10 protein-coding genes and 1 CRISPR repeat array are annotated in these 19941 nt (G+C 66.0%); of the genes, 8 read left to right on the top strand and 2 right to left on the bottom strand.

The window, feature by feature from the left end:
• Positions 1-509: 509 nt before the first annotated feature.
• From ACFWBN_RS36245 to ACFWBN_RS36225, 5 genes are all read left to right on the top strand, one after another.
• Positions 510-1535, top strand: coding sequence for a tyrosine-type recombinase/integrase (locus ACFWBN_RS36245; protein WP_385184885.1), 1026 nt, complete (start codon positions 510-512; stop codon positions 1533-1535).
• On the top strand, positions 1532-4045 hold the full coding sequence (locus ACFWBN_RS36240; RefSeq protein WP_385184882.1) for a tyrosine-type recombinase/integrase: 2514 nt from the start codon (positions 1532-1534) through the stop codon (positions 4043-4045). Before ACFWBN_RS36245 ends, ACFWBN_RS36240 begins: the two co-directional genes overlap by 4 nt.
• Positions 4035-4628, top strand: a complete 594-nt coding sequence (locus ACFWBN_RS36235) for a DUF6262 family protein (RefSeq protein ID WP_385184879.1) — start codon at positions 4035-4037, stop codon at positions 4626-4628. The genes ACFWBN_RS36240 and ACFWBN_RS36235 overlap by 11 nt, the downstream gene beginning before the upstream one ends.
• A gap of 59 nt (positions 4629-4687) precedes the next feature.
• Positions 4688-5083, top strand: a complete 396-nt coding sequence (locus tag ACFWBN_RS36230; RefSeq protein WP_385184876.1) for a hypothetical protein — start codon at positions 4688-4690, stop codon at positions 5081-5083.
• Positions 5084-5431: 348 nt separating this feature from the next.
• On the top strand, positions 5432-6724 hold the full coding sequence (locus ACFWBN_RS36225) for an IS256 family transposase (protein WP_385184873.1): 1293 nt from the start codon (positions 5432-5434) through the stop codon (positions 6722-6724).
• 276 nt (positions 6725-7000) lie between these two features.
• Here ACFWBN_RS36225 and ACFWBN_RS36220 read toward each other — a convergent pair whose 3' ends face one another.
• A complete protein-coding gene (locus tag ACFWBN_RS36220) occupies positions 7001-7474 on the bottom strand; it encodes a DUF6924 domain-containing protein (protein ID WP_385184870.1) in 474 nt (157 codons plus the stop codon).
• Positions 7475-7672: 198 nt separating this feature from the next.
• A complete protein-coding gene (locus tag ACFWBN_RS36215; protein WP_385184867.1) occupies positions 7673-14095 on the bottom strand; it encodes a NucA/NucB deoxyribonuclease domain-containing protein in 6423 nt (2140 codons plus the stop codon).
• Positions 14096-14347: 252 nt separating this feature from the next.
• Between ACFWBN_RS36215 and ACFWBN_RS36210 the strand changes: the two genes are divergently transcribed.
• The 3 genes from ACFWBN_RS36210 to ACFWBN_RS36200 form a co-directional block, all read left to right on the top strand.
• The gene (locus ACFWBN_RS36210; protein ID WP_385184865.1) at positions 14348-17620 is read left to right on the top strand and encodes an FG-GAP repeat domain-containing protein; all 3273 of its coding nucleotides are present in this window, start codon (positions 14348-14350) and stop codon (positions 17618-17620) included.
• A gap of 132 nt (positions 17621-17752) precedes the next feature.
• Entirely contained in the window at positions 17753-18268 is a 516-nt protein-coding gene (locus ACFWBN_RS36205) for a hypothetical protein (RefSeq protein WP_385184862.1), read from the top strand.
• Between the two features lie 682 nt (positions 18269-18950).
• Positions 18951-19651: a CRISPR direct-repeat array (repeat unit 29 nt; unit sequence CGGAACACCCCCGCGTCGGCGGGGAGGAC).
• A 184-nt stretch (positions 19652-19835) separates the two neighbouring features.
• The coding region (locus ACFWBN_RS36200) for a transposase (RefSeq protein WP_385184903.1) at positions 19836-19941 on the top strand (106 nt) is incomplete at its 3' end.

Genomic DNA, 19941 nt, shown 5'->3' with positions numbered 1-19941 from the left:
CCGGCGTTAAGTTCTCCGCAGCGTGTTCGAAGCCTGCTGGGGCCTGCCGCTCGACCGCACCACGCGCCGCTCGCGCGTCGTCATGGTCGAGCCCGCCCTCACCCAGCTCACCAAACTGACCGCGAACGCGACGCACCGCCTGGACCGCGCGATCGTCGCGATCAGCGTCAACCCCGAGTCGGGCACCGAGGTGCCCGAAACCATGCTGCGACTATGCGGACGAGATCGACGGGGAACGGGTGATCTACTACGTGACCGCCCCGCGGAACGCGATTATCTGCGGTTCCGATCTGGCCCTTGTTGTGTGAGGCACATGGGCTCACCAGTCCGTGTGACTGTGGGATATCTGCTGGTTGTGAGGCATGTCCTGACGGTCAGTTATGGGTGTCATGAAGTTCCGTGCTGCATGCGCCGAGTCCCCCGTTGACGGCCGTCCGTTGTGGGTCGTGGTCGATGAGTCGTACCGGCTCCACCATGAGGCCTGCATGTTTCTGGCTTCGTTGCGGGGCATGGGCCGGTCATTCAACACCGAGAAGGCGTACAGCACCCGGGCCGCGCTGCTGCTGACCTGGTGCTCTGCACGAGGGCTGGACTGGAAGGAGATCACGCTCCTGGACCTGGCTCGGTTCCTGCGATGGCTGGTGGACGAGCCGCTGCCGCCGCGCAGTCCGCGGGTCGCGTCCCCGCCGCGGTTCCGGATGGAGAAGTCGGCGAACGCGGTGATGACCGGGGTCTGCGAGTTCTTGCGGTTCTGCTCGCGCAACGGGTGGGTGGATGCGGAGCTGGTGGGCCGGTTGACGGAGACGAAGTACCTGAACTGGCTGCCGCCGGGCAAGGAAGCGGGCGAGGACGGCCAGTTCCGCACCGTGAGAGCGAAGATGCTCAAGCTGCCGGAGCCGTCCGAAGAGGCCGTGGAGTATCTGCCCCCGGAAGAGGCTGACCAGCTGTTCCAGGTCGCCACGCATGCCCGCGACCGGTTCCTGGTCGCCCTGCTCGGCTGCACGGGAGAGCGGATCAGCGAGGCTCTGGGACTGCGCCGCCAGGACATGCACCTCCTCAGCGACTCACGGATGCTCGGCTGCCGGGTCGAAGGCCCGCACATCCACGTCCGGCGGCGGGCGAACAACGCCAACGGAGCCCTAGCCAAGTCCCGTTTCGCCCGGGTCATCCCGGTCACCGAGGACCTCGCTGGGCTCTATGCGGACTACCAGCTCGAACGGGACGAGGTCCCCGAGGCGGCCAGCTGCGACATGGTCTTCGTGAACCTCTTCCATGCCCCGCTGGGGCAGCCGATGCGCTACGGCACGGCGAAGGAGCTCTTCGACCGGTTGGCGAAGGAGGCCCAGCTCACCGCACGTCCGCACATGCTGCGGCACGGGGCGGCCACAGCCTGGGTCCGGGCCGGCGTCGACGAGGACGTGGTCCAGGACCTGATGGGGCACATCTCCCGGTCCTCGCTGACGCCCTACCTACACGCCAGTGAGGCGGACAAGCGGGCGGCGGTCGAGCTGGTGGCGGCGGGGAGGCGGCCATGACCAGTCCCGCCCCGATTGCCGCGGAGCCGCTCTCCGATGTCGTCCCGGTCGACCTGGCGGCCTGGACGAACTGGCTGCAAGAACAGGTGGATCCCCTCTGGCGGCCGGGTGAGTGGTCCCAGCAGGCTTGGTTCTTCGACGGCGACGTGGACAACCCGCGCACCGCGGCCTCGAGGTGTATCACCGCCTCGTGCTGGACCCTGATGCCCTCCCGCAACCTGTTCTGCCGGCACTGCTTGGAAGCCCACAGGACCAGCACGCTGAACCGGGAGGAGTTCGCCGCCACCTACCTGCGGCCGCGCCGGAACCGTACCCAGCGCGGGGCCGAGCGCGAGCCATGCGTCTTGGAACGTCCGTCGGGCCGATGCGAGCGGCCTGCCTACAGCGGCGCACTCTGTCGCACCCACTACTCGCGCTGGCGACGGCGCCCGAATCAGCAGGTCTCGGTCGAGGAATGGCTGGCCAGCACGACGGCGGAGCCGCTGCAAGCGAAGCCGACCTGCATCGTCCGGGGCTGCTTCAACCAGCGGGTGGTCTCCGGACTCTGCAACTCGCACTTGCAGTCCTGGGATCGGGCAAAGCGGTTCTCAGACGCCACCCGCGACCCAGAGCAATGGGCCTATCAAGCCGCCACCCGGCTGCTGACCAACCAGTTCACCCTGCGGGCTCTGGCCGAACCTGTCCGTTGGGAGTTTCTCTACGGTCTCCAGCAGCGAGATGCCCGCGGGGGCGTCATCGAGCCGACGGCCGCGCGGCAGCTGGCCCGTCGGCTAGAGGGGGTCCCGAGTCTGTTGGCCGTGGATGTCGAGTCCTTCGTCGGGGGGATCGTCACCCAGCACAACCTCGTGGCCTTGATCCGGGAGACCGTCCGGGTCCTGCGGCGAGCCTCGCTGTCGTTCCGCGGCCTGGCGCCCACCGACGCCGACACCTGGGATCTGGGCTGGATGGACCTGCGGTCCACGGCTCTCGGCGGGCGTCGCTATCGGCCCGGGCAGGTCGACGCGTCCGCTATCCGTCAGCCATGGCTTCGGGAAGTGATCAAGACCTGGGCCACCACCGTCAGCCTGGACAGTGGCAGGTTCAAGCGTGTGTTTGCTGCCTGCGTCGTCGCTTCCGACGCCCTGCATGCCCGGCCCGGCGGGGGCCAGGACTACACGAAGCTGCGGTTCGCCGACATGCAGGCGGTCTTCACCGCGATGAGCCGCATCCGCCGCGGCACCGACGACGAGCTCGCCAGCAGGAGCTGGCGCCAGTACTCATTCGGCTGCTTCCTGGAGATCATCGACTTCGGCCGCAAGACGGACATGCTGACCGGCATGCCCGGCAGTTTCGACCGGGACAAGACGCTGATCCTGCAGCCCGAGGAGACGAACGAGGACGCCGCCGGCCGGTCTGTCCCTGAGCCTGTCATCGCCCAGCTCGACGCCCACCTCGCCCTGATGGGAGCCGCCTTCTCCTACGGAGAGATGGAGCGGGCCGACATCGAACTGATGATGCAGACGGCCTACCTGGTCCTCCGCGACACCGGCCGCCGCCCCATCGAGGTCACCAGCCTGCGGCTGAAGTGCCTGGAGACCCGCGAGGACGAGAGCACCCTCATCTGGGACAACGTGAAGAAGCGCCGCTACGGCCGCAAGCTGCCCATCACCCGCGAGACCGCCGCGGTGATCAGGACCTGGCAGGCCCGTCGGCGTCAGCTGGAAGTTCCCTCCCGCAGCCGGAAGTACCTGTTCCCGTCGATCACCGACCGGAGCGGGTTCGCACACATGGGAGCCTCCAGCCTGGCCAATGCGATGCGGGAGTGGGTCGCGGCGATTCCAGTGCTGCTGAGCGACGAACTCGACGAGCATGGCAGCAGGATGCCGTTCGACCGCACGCTGATCTTCCCCTATGCGTTCCGGCATGCCTATGCCCAGCGTCATGCCGACGCCGGCGTCCCGGTTGACGTGCTCAAAGAGCTCATGGACCACCGATCGATCGTCACGACGATGTCGTACTACCAGGTGTCCCTGAAACGGAAACGCGAGGCGATCACGACCATGCGGAAGCACAGCGTCGACCGCTCCGGCCGTCCGGCACCGTTCACCAGCACCACCGACTACGAGGCCCAGTCGGTCGCTGTCCCGTTCGGCAACTGCCGCGAGCCCAGCAACGTCAAGGCCGGCGGCAAGGCATGCGCGATCCGGTTCCAGTGCGCCGGCTGCGGCTTCTATCGCCCCGACCCGTCCTACCTGCCCGCGATCGAAGAGCACGTCAACGACCTGCGGGCCGACCGCGAGACCGCCAAGGCGATGGACGCCGACGACTTCGTCGTCCGTAACCTCGGCGACCAGATCACTGCGTTCACGAACGTTGCTGACACCATGCGCGACCGGCTCGGCAGCCTTCCTCAGGACGAACGCGAGGAGATCGAGGAGGCGAGCGCGGTCCTGCGGAAGGTCCGCGCGACCCGGGACCACAAGCTGCTGCCGCTGACCGTGATCCGCAAGGAGACCCCGGATGCCTGCTGAGACGTCCACGAAGCCTTCCAGGACACCCGCAGAGGTTCTCAAAGCCGCACGTCAGCGGGACAGTGCCGACAAACGCGGACGCGTCCTCAAGGCCGTCCAGGACATGCTCCGCGACAACCGCCGCGTCACCTTCGCCACGGTCGCCCGCGAGGCGGGCGTCTCCAGCTGGCTCGTCTATGCCCCCGGCTTGCGCGAGCGCATCGACCAGGCACGGGCTCGTCAAGCCGCCCAGGGCCACCAGGACCAGCAGAGCGGACGGAAGATCTCCCCTGCCAGCGAGCAGACCGACCTGCTTCTCGCTCGCCAGGAGATCAAGCGGCTCCGAACCGAGAACGGCCAGCTTCGGCAACAGGCCCGCGTTCATCTCGGGCAGCAGGTCGAACAGCTCGGCAACCACGACCTGGTCGACCGCGTCAACGAGCTCACCGAGGAGAACCTGCGGCTGTCCACGGCGGAACGGCAGGCGACCGCCCAGAACGCGGAACTCCAGCAGCGAGTCACCGAGCTCGAGGACGACCTCGCCGCCGCCCGCACCAGCCTCCGCCGCATGATCCGCGAACAGAACGGCCAGGGGAACACATGACACAGCCACCCTCTCAGCACGAGGAACTCCTCAAAGCAGCTGAACATCACAACCAGAGGATGACCGAACGCCGAAAAATCGGGCTGCAGGTCGCGGTGGGAGCGATCACGTTCGACCTGTTGATGATGAAGCTTGCCCTCGACGCAGTTGACCGAGTCAAGGACGTCCAGCAGTTGGGTTGGATCCTGCGTATCGCGGCCATCGCAGCCTTCCTCGGATCCGTCGGCATGCTGGCTCAGATCGAGGCACGCAGCAAGAAGGATCGCACCCGTTATGACACGGCCGCTGCGAAGGCTGAAGCCATCAGAGAAGGAAACCAGCTACCTGCCGCAGTGACGGAGGACTTCTGGAAGTCCTTCTGGAGGAGCTGGGCCACTACCTGGCCACTCCTAGGAGTCCTAGGGCTCACCATCTCTGTTTGTTGGTTCGCAGCACTGCTCAAAGCAACGAAGTGAAGAACAACATGCCTGTCGTGCCTCAGACTGATGCAAGCGTCTGACCAGCTAGAACCACTGTTGAACCCCAGATAACCAGGGTTATCGTGGCGTACATCGAAGCCTGAACACCGAACAGCAGCGCCCCGGATCAGCTTGGGTCCGGCCACACATGGGCGGCTCTCCCCATGCAGCCGCGCACGACGCCCTGCTCTGCATCGAGACCGGCAAGAACTTCTCAGACCCGGACCGCTTCCGCTTTGACGACTCCGGCGACTACCTGAAGTCCAGGACGAGATGTACGCCATCGACTCCTCGGACGGGACTGTAAATCGTTCGGTGTAACTCCTGATCAAGGAAGATGCATCGATGACCAGTGACAACGTGACCGAGGCCGAGTCTGTCGAGGCGGCAGAGCCGCAGCCGGCGAAGGGACTGGACGACCGACTGATCGACGAGTTGGTCGGCCGTGCCCAGGCCGAGGGCCTCCAGCTGACCGGTGAGGGCGGGCTGCTGCAACAGCCGACGAAGCGGCTGTTGGAGTCCGCCCTCGAGGGCGAGATCACCGACCACCTCGGCTATGACAAGCACGATCCGGTGGGGAAGAACGGCGGCAACAGCCGCAACGGCACCCGGGCCAAGACCGTACTCACGGACGTCGGTCCGGTCGAGATAGCCGTGCCCCGCGACCGGGACGGCTCCTTCGAGCCGAAGATCGTGGCCAAGCGGCAGCGGCGCCTGTCCGGCGTCGACGAGATGGTCATCTCCCTCTCCGCGAAGGGCCTCACCACCGGCGAGGTCCAGGCCCACCTGGCCGAGGTCTATGGCGCCGAGGTCTCCCGCCAGACCATTTCGACCATCACCGACAAGGTCATGGACGGCATGGCCGAGTGGCAGAACCGGCCCCTGGATGCGGTCTATCCCGTCGTGTTCATCGACGCGATCCACGTGAAGATCCGCGACGGCGCCGTCGCCAATCGGCCGATCTACGTGGCTCTGGCCGTCACCGTCGAGGGCCGCCGCGACATCCTCGGGCTGTGGGCCGGCGACGGCGGCGAGGGCGCCAAGCACTGGATGCACATCCTCACCGAGATCAAGAACCGCGGCGTCAACGACGTCCTCATGCTCGTCTGTGACGGCCTCAAGGGCCTTCCCGACGCCGTCGAGACCGTTTGGCCCCGCACCACCGTCCAGACCTGCGTGGTCCACCTGCTGCGGAACTCCTTCCGCTGTGCCGCCCGCCAGGACTGGGACAAGATCGCGAAGGTTCTCAAGCCCGTCTACACCGCCGCGACCGAAGAGGCCGCCCTCGAGCGGTTCGTCGAGTTCGCCGACGCCTGGGGCAGGAAATACCCGGCGATCGTCCGGCTCTGGGAGAACGCCTGGGAAGAGTTCACCCCGTTCCTCCGCTTCGACACCGAGATCCGCCGCATCGTCTGCACGACCAACGCAATTGAGTCGGTGAACGCGCGGATCCGGAGGGCGGTCAAGGCCCGCGGACACTTCCCGAACGAGACCGCCGCCCTGAAGTGCGTCTACATGGCCATCATGTCTCTCGACCCGACCGGCAAGGGCCAGGCCCGCTGGACCATGCGCTGGAAGACCGCCCTGAACGCCTTCGACATCACCTTCGACGGCCGTCTCTCCGCCGCCCGACAGTAACCCCAACCACCCTCGTTACACGGTTCGATTGACAGACCCCCTCAGTAACCAGTCACCAAATGAAAACCAACCGCTGCCGCACCCCACCCAGTCACACTAACCATCAAAGCACATCAGCCCCCGCACCCCTCCAAGAATTCAGAGGGGTGCGGGGGCATCGCCAATATTAAGAGCAGCAACCAGCTTCAGATCGAGACCGGCAGCTTGAGCGGATGTCGCAAGCACGGTGCTTCCCTGAGTGGCGGCGCACCCCGCAAAACCCCGCCTGCCAACCTCCTACTCGGGCCGCAGGATCCCATCAGGGAACTGCTGAGCCCAATTCACGAACTCCTCGAAGTCCAAATTACTGGTGGCCAGGTTTGCGTGCACGTGATGAATCTCTGCAGGCATGGCGCGAAATACTGCAACAGACTCAGTCAGTGCGCCGCTATCCTCGTATTCTTCGTCCACGAGATCGCTTGCATTCACAACCAGGAGCGGGTGGTCAGGCGATTCCATAGTGACATGATCTGCAACGAAAACAGCTTCGAGGTCTTCGTTTGATTTTGCCAGCTCTCGAATTCTATCCACGGTGACGTCCGCCCACGTGGGGTCATTCACGAGAGTGAATACGGGGTCAAAATTTCGATCACCCCACGGCTGGTCAACTTGCACCAAAACACGCTGCCAGGCCTCCTCGTTCTGATAGTCCGTTCGGATGATGAGGGCCCCGAATTCATCGGGATCATTTACGGTCGGGAGGGATTTCAAGGGTAGCCCCCTTTAGGTTGGGTCGGTGGATCAGCACTAATTCGGAGGGTGTCACAAACCCCAGTTTTGGTGGCCTTTGCTGGCTACCTGAGGCAGCAGGGGCGTTCCGGCCGGTATGCGGCTGAGGCTTGCGCTAAGCGTAGCGTCAGTACTCTCGCAGGCATAGGGTACCCCTGCGGACACCTGTCATCCATCAGCCTACCCAGCCACGTACACCCCATTTTCTAGGCGGACGTTTATAACTGCCACTAGGAATGGATCGCCATCCTTGATCTTGTTTTTACTGTAGAAGCCGTTCAGATCGCCACCCTGATATCGCTGCTCCACTATACTGGCTTCCCTGAGTTGGGCGCCCGCTCCACCTTCCTTGGTTGTAGCGAATGGATATTCATCGCAGGTTTGTGCGCCCCCTTGCCCCTTCCAGTCATTGCAGCCAGCCCACCATCGATTTAGCTTCTGATTGGCTTTATTTTTTTCGCGGTGCAGAACGCTGGGGTGGCCAGCATCAATGGCAGATCTATCATTGATAGCTATCTCCGGGGTTCGCTTTCCATCGACAATGAAAACAGGAAGCTTCATGCAGTCGGTGGCAGCCATTCCGGAGGTGGCGACGCAACTCGCTATGGCGTTATCCCATTCTTCTTTGCTTAGCTCGTCCGGCTTGGGGAAGAGCGTCTCCCAATTGGGCGTCATCTTCTTGCCCGTCAAGTCACTCAAAATGCTTGGCAGAATACGAAGAGCGGTTACCATCGCACGCTTGCTCGGCACCTCGGTGACCGCGTAGCTGGGCTTGCCGATGACCAGATCCCTTTCCTTCTTCTGGTTCCTGGCCTGCCTTGCATAGTCGGGGTCGGGTGTTCCGCCGGCCGATTTTGATATCGATTCGTAGTTGTTTCCGGGGCCGGTGGGCCTGGTGCCTGCCCGGTCGCACTCGTACATGCCGCTGGCGCACTCTTCGAGCGCCTTGCCGGTGGGGTCGGTGAAGGTGATGGGGTTGTTGTTGGAGTAGCCGTAGCCGTTGACGGACTGGAGATCGTCTAGGTCGAGGAGGGGGTCGACGCTGATGAACTGGCCGAGTTTGGTGTCGTAGTCGCGGGCTCCGATGTGGGTGAGGCTGGTGGTTTTGTCGATGTCTCCGCCGACGAAGCCCTTCTGGCTGGGCCAGGCGGCGGGGGGTGTGCCGCGTTCGGCGCCGTAGGGGAGTTGCTTGCGGCGGTTGAAGGTGAGGGTTGAGGCGGCGATTGAGAGGGTGTTGGTGTTGTGGTGGTCGGCTGTGAGGAAGCGGACGCGGCCGTCGGTGCTGGTGCGCATGGCTGTCCCGCCGGGCACGCTGTAGTAGCGGGTTCCCGAGAGAGTATTCGTTGCCTTGTCGAGGACCAGTTCCTGTCCTCCGGGGAGGTACAGGGTCGTGGTGGCTGGCTCACGCTTGAGGATGCGGGTGCCAGCGGTGTCGTAGAGGAACGAGGTGGTTGCGCCCGCGGTGGTTGACGAGGCGAGTTTGCCCTCGTCGTTCCAGGTCATGGTCTGGACGGCGCCGGTGGCAGGGGTCTTCGCCGTCATGTTGCCGACGGCGTCGTACCCGTAGGTGTCAGTGCCGGTGGCGCCGCCGGTGGCGGTGACACTTCGGACCGCGTGCGCCTGCGTCGCGCCGGCCGTGGTCGGGTAGGTGTAGGTGCGGGTGGTGTCCGCGGTGACAGGTCCGGCCTTGTGCTGCTTCTCAGTGGCGCGCTGGCCGGTGTCGGTGAAGGTCCAGCTGGTCCAGTACGGGTCGATGCTGCCCAGGACCGGGGTGCCGGCGCCGCCCACGGGCTTTGTGGCGCAGTCGTCGCCGGAGGTCCAGGCTTCGGTGAGGCGGCGGGCCCAGTCGTAGGCGAAGCACTGGTCATCCTTGACGGTGCGGTCGTTCTGGTCGTCGAGGATCCGGGTGATGTTCCCGGCGGGGTCGTAGGTGTACTTGGTGTTCGAGAGTTCGCTGGGGCCGGCGGCGTCGCGGTCGGTGACAGAGGAGAGTACGCGCCGGGTGGCGGTGTCGTAGGTGACGGTCTGGGTGACCAGCGTGCCGGCGTTGCCGAGCTGGGCTTGGGCGAGTTCGCCAAATGCGGTGTAGGACGCGCCGCGCAGGTAGGCCTGGTCGAGGTCGCTTTCGACGATGGCGAACTGGTCCTGGGCTCCGTACCGGTTGGTGACGGTCTCGGCGGGCAGCGCGGTGGTGGCGTTGGTGTTGGTGGTGCTGTAGGCGGCCGTGGCCGCGAGACCGTTGTTGAGAGTGGCGGTGTTGGCGATGGTGTAGGTGCCGGTGAGGTTTTCCTCACCGGCCACGGACGGGACGGTGACCTTCAGGCCTGTGGTGCCGCCCGCGCTGTCGTATCCGGTGACGGTGCTGGTGTAGGCAGCTGCGCCGTCGTAGCGGGTTGCGGTGGCGGGCAGTGACTTGCCGCCGGGGGCAGTGTCGTAGGTCCACTCGGAGAGTTTGGTTCCGGTGACTGTGCCCTTACGCAGGCTGGTCTTCCGACCGAGTTCGTCGTAGGTGGTCGCCAGGGTGAGGCCGCGGGCGTCCGTGACGCTCTGGGCGCGGCCGTCTGCGCCGTAGACGGTAGTGGCCTTGCCCTTGTCCGGATCGGTGGATTCGGTCTGGCGACCGCGCAGGTCGAACTTATAGGTCCAGGAATTGCGGCCAGAAGTGTCCGTGACCTTTGCCAGCTGTCCCGCGCTGTCGTAGGTGTAGGTGTGCTTCTCGTACTGGGTTGCTGCAGCGCCGATGACCGGGTTGCGATCCTTGTAGTCGCGCCGTTCGGTGACCCGTCCCCGAGCATCGGTGCGCGTCAGGGTCGCGGTGCTGCCCTGCGGCGGCACCGAGGCCTGCCAGTCGGGACCGAAGGTGCTGGTCGTGCGCCACTTTTCGACGTTGAGGGCGAGCATGACGGTGTCGGTGACCCGGTTGCGGGCGTCGTAGTGGTTCTCGGTGGCGCTGGGGATCTGGTTGTCGGGGACGACGAGCATCGTCGTGCCGGCTGGCTGATTGTTGTAGTAGGGCGCGTTGGCACGCAGGACGCGGCCGTGGTCGTCGTAGAACGTGTCGCTGACGATCCGGCCTGCGACGCCGGTTGCGTCGGCCTGGGTCTGTCGCGTGCGCAGTTGCGAGTCGTAGATGGTGACGGCGGTGCCCCATGTGCCGTCTTCGTAGAGCTTCTTTGTGGTGACGGTGGAGGGGGCGGTCGCGGAGAGGTTGTACGTATGGGTGATGTTGGGCTGCTGGCTGGTGGCGCGTCCTGCGGACCAGCCCTTGATCAGGCGGCCCAAGGCGTCGTACTGCGAAGTGGTGGTGCGGTTGTTGGGATCCGTGACTGTAAGGAGCACCCCTCGCAGGCCGTCATAGAGACTGGTGGTTGTGTGGTTCTTGGGGTTGGTGACCGTGACGGTGGTCGGCTGGGCGCCGGTGGCCGGGTTGTAGGCCGTCATGGTGGTCTTGAGGTCCTGGCCCGTGGAGGTCAGAACCCGTCCGTACTGGTCATGCGTGGTTTGGCCGGTCATTTCCCAGACGAGCTGGTTGGCGCCGTCCAGCCTCGACGCCTGTTCGGTCTGGCTGACGTTTGCGAGACCTGGTTTGGGGGCCGTACCAAGGGCCTGGCCGTCGTATGACATCCGGCTTGCACCGATGACGGATGAGGGGGTGATCGTGCTCGTGCACGGCTTGGCTGAAGACTTGGTGGCCTGGCGTACGTAGGCGATCAGCCAGTTCGCGGTATCGGGTGTCACGTACTCGTTGATGGTGCATGTGGCCTCGACGCTGTTCGCACCGTCGTCACCTTCTGTAAGGATCAGGCCGTAGGTCTCGTCGTAGGTGCGCTGCGTGGTGGTGTTTTGCCAGGTCCCGTCGGTTTGCAGTTTGCCTGTGACGGTGGTCGCGGTGCCGGAGAAGCGGGCGACTTTGCTTGCCACAGTGGGCGCGGGGGCGTTGCTGTCGGGGTCGGTGATGGCCTTGACAGTCTGGGAGGCGGTTTCCTTCGAGAGCCATGGCGTCTGGATGGTCTTCTCCACCACGGTGCCGTATACGGAGTCCCAGATGCTGGTTTGGGCCACGCGGCCGGTGAAGTCGCGGCGGTCTTCGACGCCGTTGATGGTCGCGACCGTGCGGGTGGTGCCGTTGGCGAGTGTGTCGCCGGCCATGCCGGTGTAGTAGTCGGTGTCGGTCCTGGTGCGGTCGGTGGTGCCGACCAGGCTGCGGACGGTGCGGTAGCCGCGGAAGTCGTTCCAGGTGCGGTGCTTGTCGAGCGTGAATTCGGACTGGTCGCGCCGCCAGTTGGGGGTTCCGGGGTAGACGTACTTGGTGGTCTTTGAGGGTGAGCCGGTGCCCGCGGTGGTGTCGGTCTCCTCGATGTTGGCTACCAGGTACTTGTGGAAGTAGTCCTTGACTTCTTCGGCACCACCGTCGCGGGTCCACCAGGACGGGTAGCAGCGTTTGGTGTTGGTGTCGTCGGCTGTGGGCAGGCTAGTCGCGCTGCAGTCTTGGACCGTGTAGGTGACCAGCGTGGTGCCGCCGGTCTCGTTGGTGATCTGGGTGAGGCGCCGTTTGTTGATTGGCGGCCGCCCGTCCGCCTTGTCCACCCGGTTGGCCATGGGCGTTCCAGCGAAGACGGTCGGCGCCATCGCAACATCTGCAAGCGCGCCTGCATTGGCGGTGCGCTGCACGGAGTCCAGCCACAGCGCGGGCTTGGTCGTGTCACCGGTAGCCGGGTAGGACTGGGCGAGAGTCCAGGTATCCACGGGCTGATGGGTAGTGCCGGCGAGGGCGACGGTGCTGATGGAGGTGAGCCGCTTGGTCGACCAGAAGGTGGGCGAGCCCTGCAGACACTGCTTTCCGGAGGTGCAGTTCAGGTGGACAGGAACGTCGGGCCAGTCGGTGGCGTGGTCTGCGTCCAGGATGCAGGTGCCGGCGGTGCACCGGTTGGTGACCGTGAAGTTGACCTGGCCCGGGGCCAGGGCAGTGGAGTACACCTCCCCGGCACGCAGCCCGTAGGCAATCTTCGTCAGGGTGCTGTCGCGCGTGTAGACGACCGGCGCGTCGATCTTCCCGTTCTTCGCGTAGTAGCCCGCGTACTTGGTGTAGTACAGGGCCATGGCGTTGCCGTGCGGGTCCACGACGTAGTCGAGGTTCCACCGCCAGCCCTGCTGCTTGCTGGAGGAGGCGAAGTCCGCTGCGTTGCCCGGCTCGCCTGGGTGGTTGCCGTAGACGGGGACCCAGTTGACGGAGTTCGTGGCCTCCTTGCCGGTGGTCCAGCCGGGCAGGCGGTTCTTGCCGAACCAGTACTGGGTGCCGTCAGTGGTGGTGACGCGCCAGTACTCGGAGTCATCGTCCCCGGAGCCGTTGCCTGCGGCATCGTAGATCCGCTCGACGCGGGAGCCGTCGTCGCTCCCGAGTTTCCACACCCCCTTGCCCGCGTCCCAGAGGAGCTCGTTGCTGGAGCCGTTCAGCGACAGCATCGCGTTCTCGGACTTCCAGCACAGATCACCGACCGCCTCGGTGTTGTTGCCACCCTGCTTGTCGCTGTCACATCCGACATATTTGCGTTCGATGAACCCTGGGCTGTACTGCCAACCTTCGCCGATCCAGGACGACTGGTTGTTGGTGGAGCCGGTACGGCCGTCCACCGCAGAGGAGCTGTACGACAGCCCGACCTTCGGTGCGAGCCCGCCTGGTACCGGAGGCACCGTGATCGGGACGCTCCAGCCGAAGCTTCCGGAGTTTCCGCCGCCGGCCCACGAACCTGAGGCGGCGAGGGAGGTCGCCGTGAAGGAGCCCTCCGATCCGTCGGCACTGGCGACCGCGGCCATGACCGTCATGCCGCCCGCAGGAGCGCCGAGCGCGGAAGGGGCCGACTTGGTGCCCGCCGGAAGGTCTACCTCTGCGGTCAGCGTCGAGGTGCCGGTGCTGTTGGCCGTCGGCAGTGGTGTGCCCTTGAGGCACTCGGGCTTTGAAGGTGTGGTGAGCGCACAGGCCGGCAGCGTGACCAGGTGGAGCGATGAGCCCCAGTTGGCCCCGTAGGCGTCTTTGATCTTGGAGTAGTCGACCTCGACCCGGACACTGCCTGCCGAGGCCAGGCCGTCGGAGCGCTGGACGGACAGAAGGAGGCCCTCGATGCCGGCCTTCTGGGTCGTCGCCCGGTCCGCCATGGTGACCTTGACCCGGCCTGGGCCGGCGGCAGCGGGGGCGAGGAACTGTGCGCCGCCCGTCGCGGCGGCCTTGCCCGACTGGGTGACGCGCACGGGCAGCGATCCGGCCTTGGCCGGGGAGAAGGCGCCGGTCTTGGCCAGGGGCGCGACGGCCGTAGGCATGACGTCAGCGGTGCCTGCCGCGGGCCATGCCACCGGGGCGGGCTTCCACCGCGGGGCCGGCGCGGGGGCCTTCTTGCCTGTGGCCTTGAGGTTCTTGCCAGCGACGGATGCGGTCTTCTGGACTTCGCGGGGCTTGAACTTCGTGGGCCCGGCCCAGGCCGGGCCGGAGAGAAGGGAGATGGACAGAGCGAAGGATGTCGCTCCGACAATTCCGGTACGGAGCCGACGCTTTCTATAAAAGCGATCACCTCCGAACAATTCGGGCATCACGCCCGACCGGATGAACACAGCAAACCCCCCAGGGGAATAAAAGACAGATAAATCCGCAGCCAACACTCCCATCGCCGCCCGACGCAAGACCCTTCTTCATCACATCTGACCTGCGGAAACATGCTCAGTCGTATCGAAGTGAATCATTCCGGATGTCATGTCTGCGACATCTTCTAATGCCCTGTCAGGCCCGCCTGTACGAGTGTGAATTCTTTCGCTTACGCTGCGCTGAACCACAGCTGTGAAGTTCTTCAGAAAGACCCGAAACCCATGAACCACCGAAGAGCCGGTACGGGACTGACCCGCCCGCTGGCCGCCCTTCTCGCCCTCAGCTTCCCGCTCACCGCGCTCAGCGCTTTCTCCGGCTCCGCTGCCGCGGCTGCCGAGCAGCCGGCTGCCGCGGGCACAGGTGACACCACCCCGCTGGCAGCCTCAGAGGCGCGAGCCTTCGACCTCGCCAAGACCTCGGGCAAGCGTGTCGAGATCATCGACCGCCGCACCGAGTACTCCGAGACCTATGCCACCCCCGAGGGCAACCTGACGCAGCGGCAGTCCACCCTCCCCATCTGGACGCGCCACGCATCTGTCTGGCGCAGGACCGACACCACCCTCACCACCCACGAGGACGGCACGCTCGGACCTACCTCCTCATTCGGTATCGCATTCTCCAAGGGCGGCGACGGACCGCTGGTCGCCATGGACCGGGGCGGCAAGAAACTGGCCCTGACCTGGCCAGGTAAGCTTCCGGAGCCGGTGGTGGGAGGGAACACCGCGCTCTACAAGTCCGTACTTCCCGGCGTCGACCTCAAACTCATCGCCGAGGTCAACGGCTTCGCCCAGCACCTGCTCGTCACCACCCCCGAGGCCGCCGCGAACCCGGCCCTGAAGACCATCAAGCTCGGCGTCACCTCCGAGGGCGTCACCCTCGACGACGATGCCGCCGACCGGCTCCTGGCCAAGGACGCCGAAGGCCGCGTCGTCTTCAGCGCACCCAAGCCGAAAATGTGGGAACAGCCCACGGCCGGCGAGCCCTCTGCCCCCACGGTCAAGAGCGCCTCCGCCGCAGCAGCCTTCTCCAGCACCGTCCTCGCCGCGGACAGCGAGACCCCTGACCTTCAGCACGCACCCGTCGGCGCAGACGTCACGGGAAGCACGCTCACTCTGACCCCGGACCCGGCCCTGCTCGCCAACGCCGACCAGTTCCCGCTGGTCATCGACCCCATCTTCACCGGCGGCTACACGGAGAAGTGGGCCGTGGTCTATTCGGCCACCCCGGACGCGGACTACCCCTGGGGCTCCGGATGGAACTCCAGCAACCCCCCGGACGAACCCCGGATCGGCTACAACGGCAGCGGCAACACCGAGTCGTTCTTCGCCATGAACACCAACGGCCTCAAGGGCGCCACCATCCTTGACGCCACCTTCGCCGTCGAGCAGACCCACTCCTATGGCTGCAGCGCCTCCGCCGCCGGCCCCACAGAACTGTGGACCGCCAAGGACATCTCCACCACCCCCACCTGGAACACACGCAACAACTACTGGGGGCACTGGCTCGCCCAGGGCAGCTTCGCCCACGGCAACCCCACCTACTGCCCGGGCGTCGAAGGCTACGACTTCAAGTCCGCGAACCTGACCACCTTCGTCCAGGAAGGCGCGAACAAGGGCTGGGACCCCCTCGTATTCGGCCTGCGCGTACCCGTCCTCAACAAGGTCGACAGCTTCAAACGGCTACGGAACAACCCCGTCCTCGAAGTCACCTACAACTTCCCGCCCTCCGTCTACACCGCCGGCGCCTTCGAGGGCAGCTGGGCACCCGATGGCGAAGGCAACAAGCCCGTCCCGTGCGGGGCCACCATCGGCAACAGCGGCCTCGCCCTGACCGCCAACCTGCTCGACTGGGACGGCGGCACCGTCACCCCCGAGTTTGTCGTCACCAACTCCAGCGGCGCCTCCGTACCCGTCTCCAACGTCACCAACGTGGCCAGCGGCGGCACGGCCACCGCGACCGTCCTCGCCGCAAACCTGCCGACGGGCTCGTACAAGTGGAAGGTCCGAGCCAAGGACGGTGAAGGCCCTGACAGTGCATTCACCGCCGACTGCGCCTTCACCGTCGACAAGACAGGACCCGCGTCGCCCGTCAGCGTCACCAAGGAGGACGGCGGCGCCCTCCCCGTCAAGCACCAGGCGCGCACCGCGCTGCGGCTCAAGCTGAAGAACCCGGCCACCGACCTCGCTGGCTTCTGCTGGGCCCTGGACCGCCCCCTGTCCATCTCCGGCACCACCTGCTCCTCGAACACCTGGGTGCCCCTCGCCGCAGGCGCCACCGAGGCCGTCATCGAGATCGTCCCGACCGGCAACCCCCAGAGCACGCTGTACGTCATCGCGTACGACAAAGCCGGCAACCACTCCTCGACCGACGGCGCGGCCGACACCACCATCATCAAGACCTCGCCGTCATCCTTCGTCTACCCCGCCGGCCAGAGCCCCCTGACCAAGCTGGCAACCAAGGACCTACACGGGGACCTCAACGGTGACGGCTTCACCGACATGCTCGCCACCGACACCGACAACAAGCTCCGCATCTACGCCGGCGACGGCACCGGACACGTCCAGCCGACCACCATCGGCACCAGCGGTTGGGGCAGCGCACTGATCGCCCACGGCGGCGACTTCGCCAACCTCACCAGCCCCACCGCCGTACCCGACGGCTACGAGGACGCCATCGTCCGCCTCAACACCAACAAGCTCTATCTCTACCCCGGCAACGGACTGGGCCGCCTCTGGTACACGACCCGCCACGAGCTCGCCCCGCCCTCCGACCTGGGAGCCATGGGCTGGGGACGCGTCCTGCAGATCATCGCCCCCGGCGACGTGGACCAGCGCACCGACACCGGATTCAAGCAGGGCAACGACCTGGCCGCGATCGAATGCGTAGACGACCCCTGCACCAGTGCCCGCCTGCGCATCTACTCGGGCCGCACCGTGCCCGGCGGAGCCGCTGACCAGAGTGAACCCTTCGAAATTCAAGAAGCCGGCTACACCGGCAGCACCACCTGGAAGAACTACAACATCCTCGCCGTCGGCGACCAGAACGGGGACGGCGTCAAGGACTTCCTCTCCCGCAACAAGCTCGACGGAAATCTGTACTTCTACCCCGGCCAGATCGGCACCGACGGCAAATACAGCCTCGGCGCCCGCACGGTCTACGGCACCGGCGGCTGGGAACCCGCCACCCGCCCCCTGATCACCACCAACGGCAACGGCCAGGGCACCGTCGTCAACAAGACCGCCAACGACGACGGGACCCTGATCCCGTACCGGGAATTCCAGCCCAAGAGCGGCGACGAACGCGGCGATCTGTGGGCCACCACGCCCGCCGACCCCAACTACACCGTCGCGTACGAAGACGCCACCGGCACTCAGCAGAGCACCACGTGCCCCACCGGCTGCCTGCTCTTCTACCCAGGAACCACAACAACCCACCGCAAACCGCTCCTCGTCGGCACCAGCGGCTGGAGCACCACGATCACCGGCCTCTTCTAAACCCAACCCCCTCGCAACACTGCACCGGGTCCCCTGCAACCGCAGGGGACCCGGTGCAGTCCAGCTCAAGAACACCCAGGTCCTACCCGGTGGATCATGCAGACACGGGCTACGAGTAAGCAAGGAGACGCCTTGAAGGCGCGAGCAGGAACGCGTATCGCGGCCGTAACCCTGATGGCGGTGATGACGCTGACCGGCTGCGGTACGGACTCGGGCGGCGTATCGCCGACGGGCGGCGGCGGTGACGCACTGGGCGGTACAGCGAAGCAGCGGGAGAATCGGGAAGCGCATGGGAAGAAGGTCCACTCCGCAGCGGAGGAGGTGAAGACGGCCCTGGCGGATGCCGGGATCACGACGCAAGTCTTGGCTACTCCTCTCGGCGGCGGGTCCGTCGTGGGAGCCCATCCAGAAGACACCGCCGTGGCCGCTTTCACCCAGGGTTTCGAGAACCTTGTACAGCGGGGGGACTGGCAGGCTCAGTCGGGTGGTTCCAACCCCGCGGTGTTCAGCGCCAAGAAGAAGGACGGTTGCATGGCCATAGGCGTCCACGACTTCACGGACCGCCGACCCGAAACGAAACCCGGCGAGGTGATGGTCACCATCTCCGTAATCTGCCCGGTTAGTCAGGAAACGCAGGGACGATCATGATAATCGCCCCGGGCAGCGACAGCGCCGACATCCATGGCGCGGTGAAAAGGTGCCCCGGGTAGGCCGAAGGACGTACCCGGGTGGTTGCGGCCGCCCGGTGGAGCCGATGCTGGCGCAGGCTGCGGAGCCGGGGGCAGGCCCTGTTGTGTTTGGGCCTCGGAGTGTGAGCGAAGTTCGACGGGCACCGGGCGCTTCTGTTCACTCCCTGCCGGGCGGCGCCGGATGCCGGCGCGGCCCACGGAACACCCCCTTGTCCGCGAGGATCCGGAACACCCGCGCTTCGGCGGGAAGGACTGGAGCTTGGGCACCTCGTCCAGGAGGTTAACCGAACACCCCCACGTCGGCGGGGAGGACAGGCGGAAGAGCTTCGAGACTGGCTGCGGCTGGAACGCCCCCGCGTCGGCGAAGAGGACCCCACCAGAGAGGTGACGTCGGCAATGGAGCTCGGACACTCCCGCGGCGGCAGGGAGGACTTCTGCAGGAACAGGGCCTTGCACTGCTCGTGCGGAGCACCCCCGCGTCGGCGGGGAGGACGAGGGCGGGTTCGGGCTCGTCGACCTCGCCTTCGGATCATCCCCGCGTTAGCGGGGAGGACTCGATCTGGAATTCGCAGTCCCTCGCGTTGTACGGAACCGCGTCGCGGGGAGCACGTGGTCGACAGGCCACGAAGCTGCGTGTTGCGCGGAACACCCCCGCGTCGGCGGGGGAGGACCAGGCTGTGGTCTCGGTGATCCTGCTGAACACCGGAACGCCCCCGCGTTGGCAGGGACGACCGGAGCCTCGGCGTGTTCAGCCCGGACGAGATCGGAATACCCCTGCGTCGGCAGGAGGACACGGCCTTCGACGACGCCGAACTCTGCGAGCCCAGAACACCCCCGCGTCGGCGGGGAGGACGCGCTGCAATCACCCGAGCTGACCCCTGACGTCGGAACACCCCCCGCGTCGGCGGGGAGGACACGAGGAGTCCCGTACGTACTGGGACGCTGAGCGGAACACCCCCGCGTCGGCGGGGAGGACGAGTGGTACGAGGTCGAGGGATATGCCTCCAGCGGAACACCCCCGCGTCGGCGGGGAGGACGAAAGGTCGTAGCCCATGACCGGGCAGATGTCCGGAACACCCCCGCGTCGGCGGGGAGGACGAGCACGCCAGGGTGATCGTCCACTCCAGCGTCGGAACACCCCCGCGTCGGCGGGGAGGACGCAGACCTGACACCGGTCGGCTCCCTGACCAGCGGAACACCCCCGCGTCGGCTGGGAGGACCTCGTCGCGGCAGTCGGGCCCGCCAAGGCAACGGGAACACCCCCGCGTCGGCGGGGAGGACCCGGAGCAGCCCGAGGCGCCCGCCTACGAGAACGGAACACCCCCGCGTCGGCGGGGAGGATGGGACGTTTACGCGCATGCTGGCCACGGTGCAGGCGGAGAAGGACGCGTCCGGTGACATCGACTGGCTGGTGTCGATCGACTCCACGGTCGCGCGGGCCCATCAGCACGCCGCTGGTGCCCGCAAAAAGGGGCGGGGCGGGGGGACGAATTATGTGATCACGCCCCGGCCGATCCCGAGGCGGACTGACCACAAAGATTCACCTCGCGTGCGACGGTCGCGGCCGTCCGCTCGGCTTCGTCCTCACCGGCGGCAACACCGCCGACTGCACCCGCTTCGAGGAGGTCATGG

The sequence above is a fragment of the Streptomyces sp. NPDC059989 genome (assembly GCF_042736975.1).
GTDB lineage: Bacteria > Actinomycetota > Actinomycetes > Streptomycetales > Streptomycetaceae > Streptomyces.
Note: the sequence above shows the minus strand (reverse complement) of the source record. Positions and strands in the feature narration are given on the sequence as shown.

Bases quoted from the DNA above. Each gene is read 5' to 3' on its own strand.
- ACFWBN_RS36210 (WP_385184865.1), top strand. From the start codon at position 14,348: ATGAACCACCGAAGAGCCGGTACGGGACTGACCCGCCCGCTGGCCGCC.
- ACFWBN_RS36245 (WP_385184885.1), top strand. From the start codon at position 510: ATGGGCCGGTCATTCAACACCGAGAAGGCGTACAGCACCCGGGCCGCG.
- ACFWBN_RS36225 (WP_385184873.1), top strand. From the start codon at position 5,432: ATGACCAGTGACAACGTGACCGAGGCCGAGTCTGTCGAGGCGGCAGAG.
- ACFWBN_RS36240 (WP_385184882.1), top strand. From the start codon at position 1,532: ATGACCAGTCCCGCCCCGATTGCCGCGGAGCCGCTCTCCGATGTCGTC.
- ACFWBN_RS36235 (WP_385184879.1), top strand. From the start codon at position 4,035: ATGCCTGCTGAGACGTCCACGAAGCCTTCCAGGACACCCGCAGAGGTT.
- ACFWBN_RS36230 (WP_385184876.1), top strand. From the start codon at position 4,688: ATGACCGAACGCCGAAAAATCGGGCTGCAGGTCGCGGTGGGAGCGATC.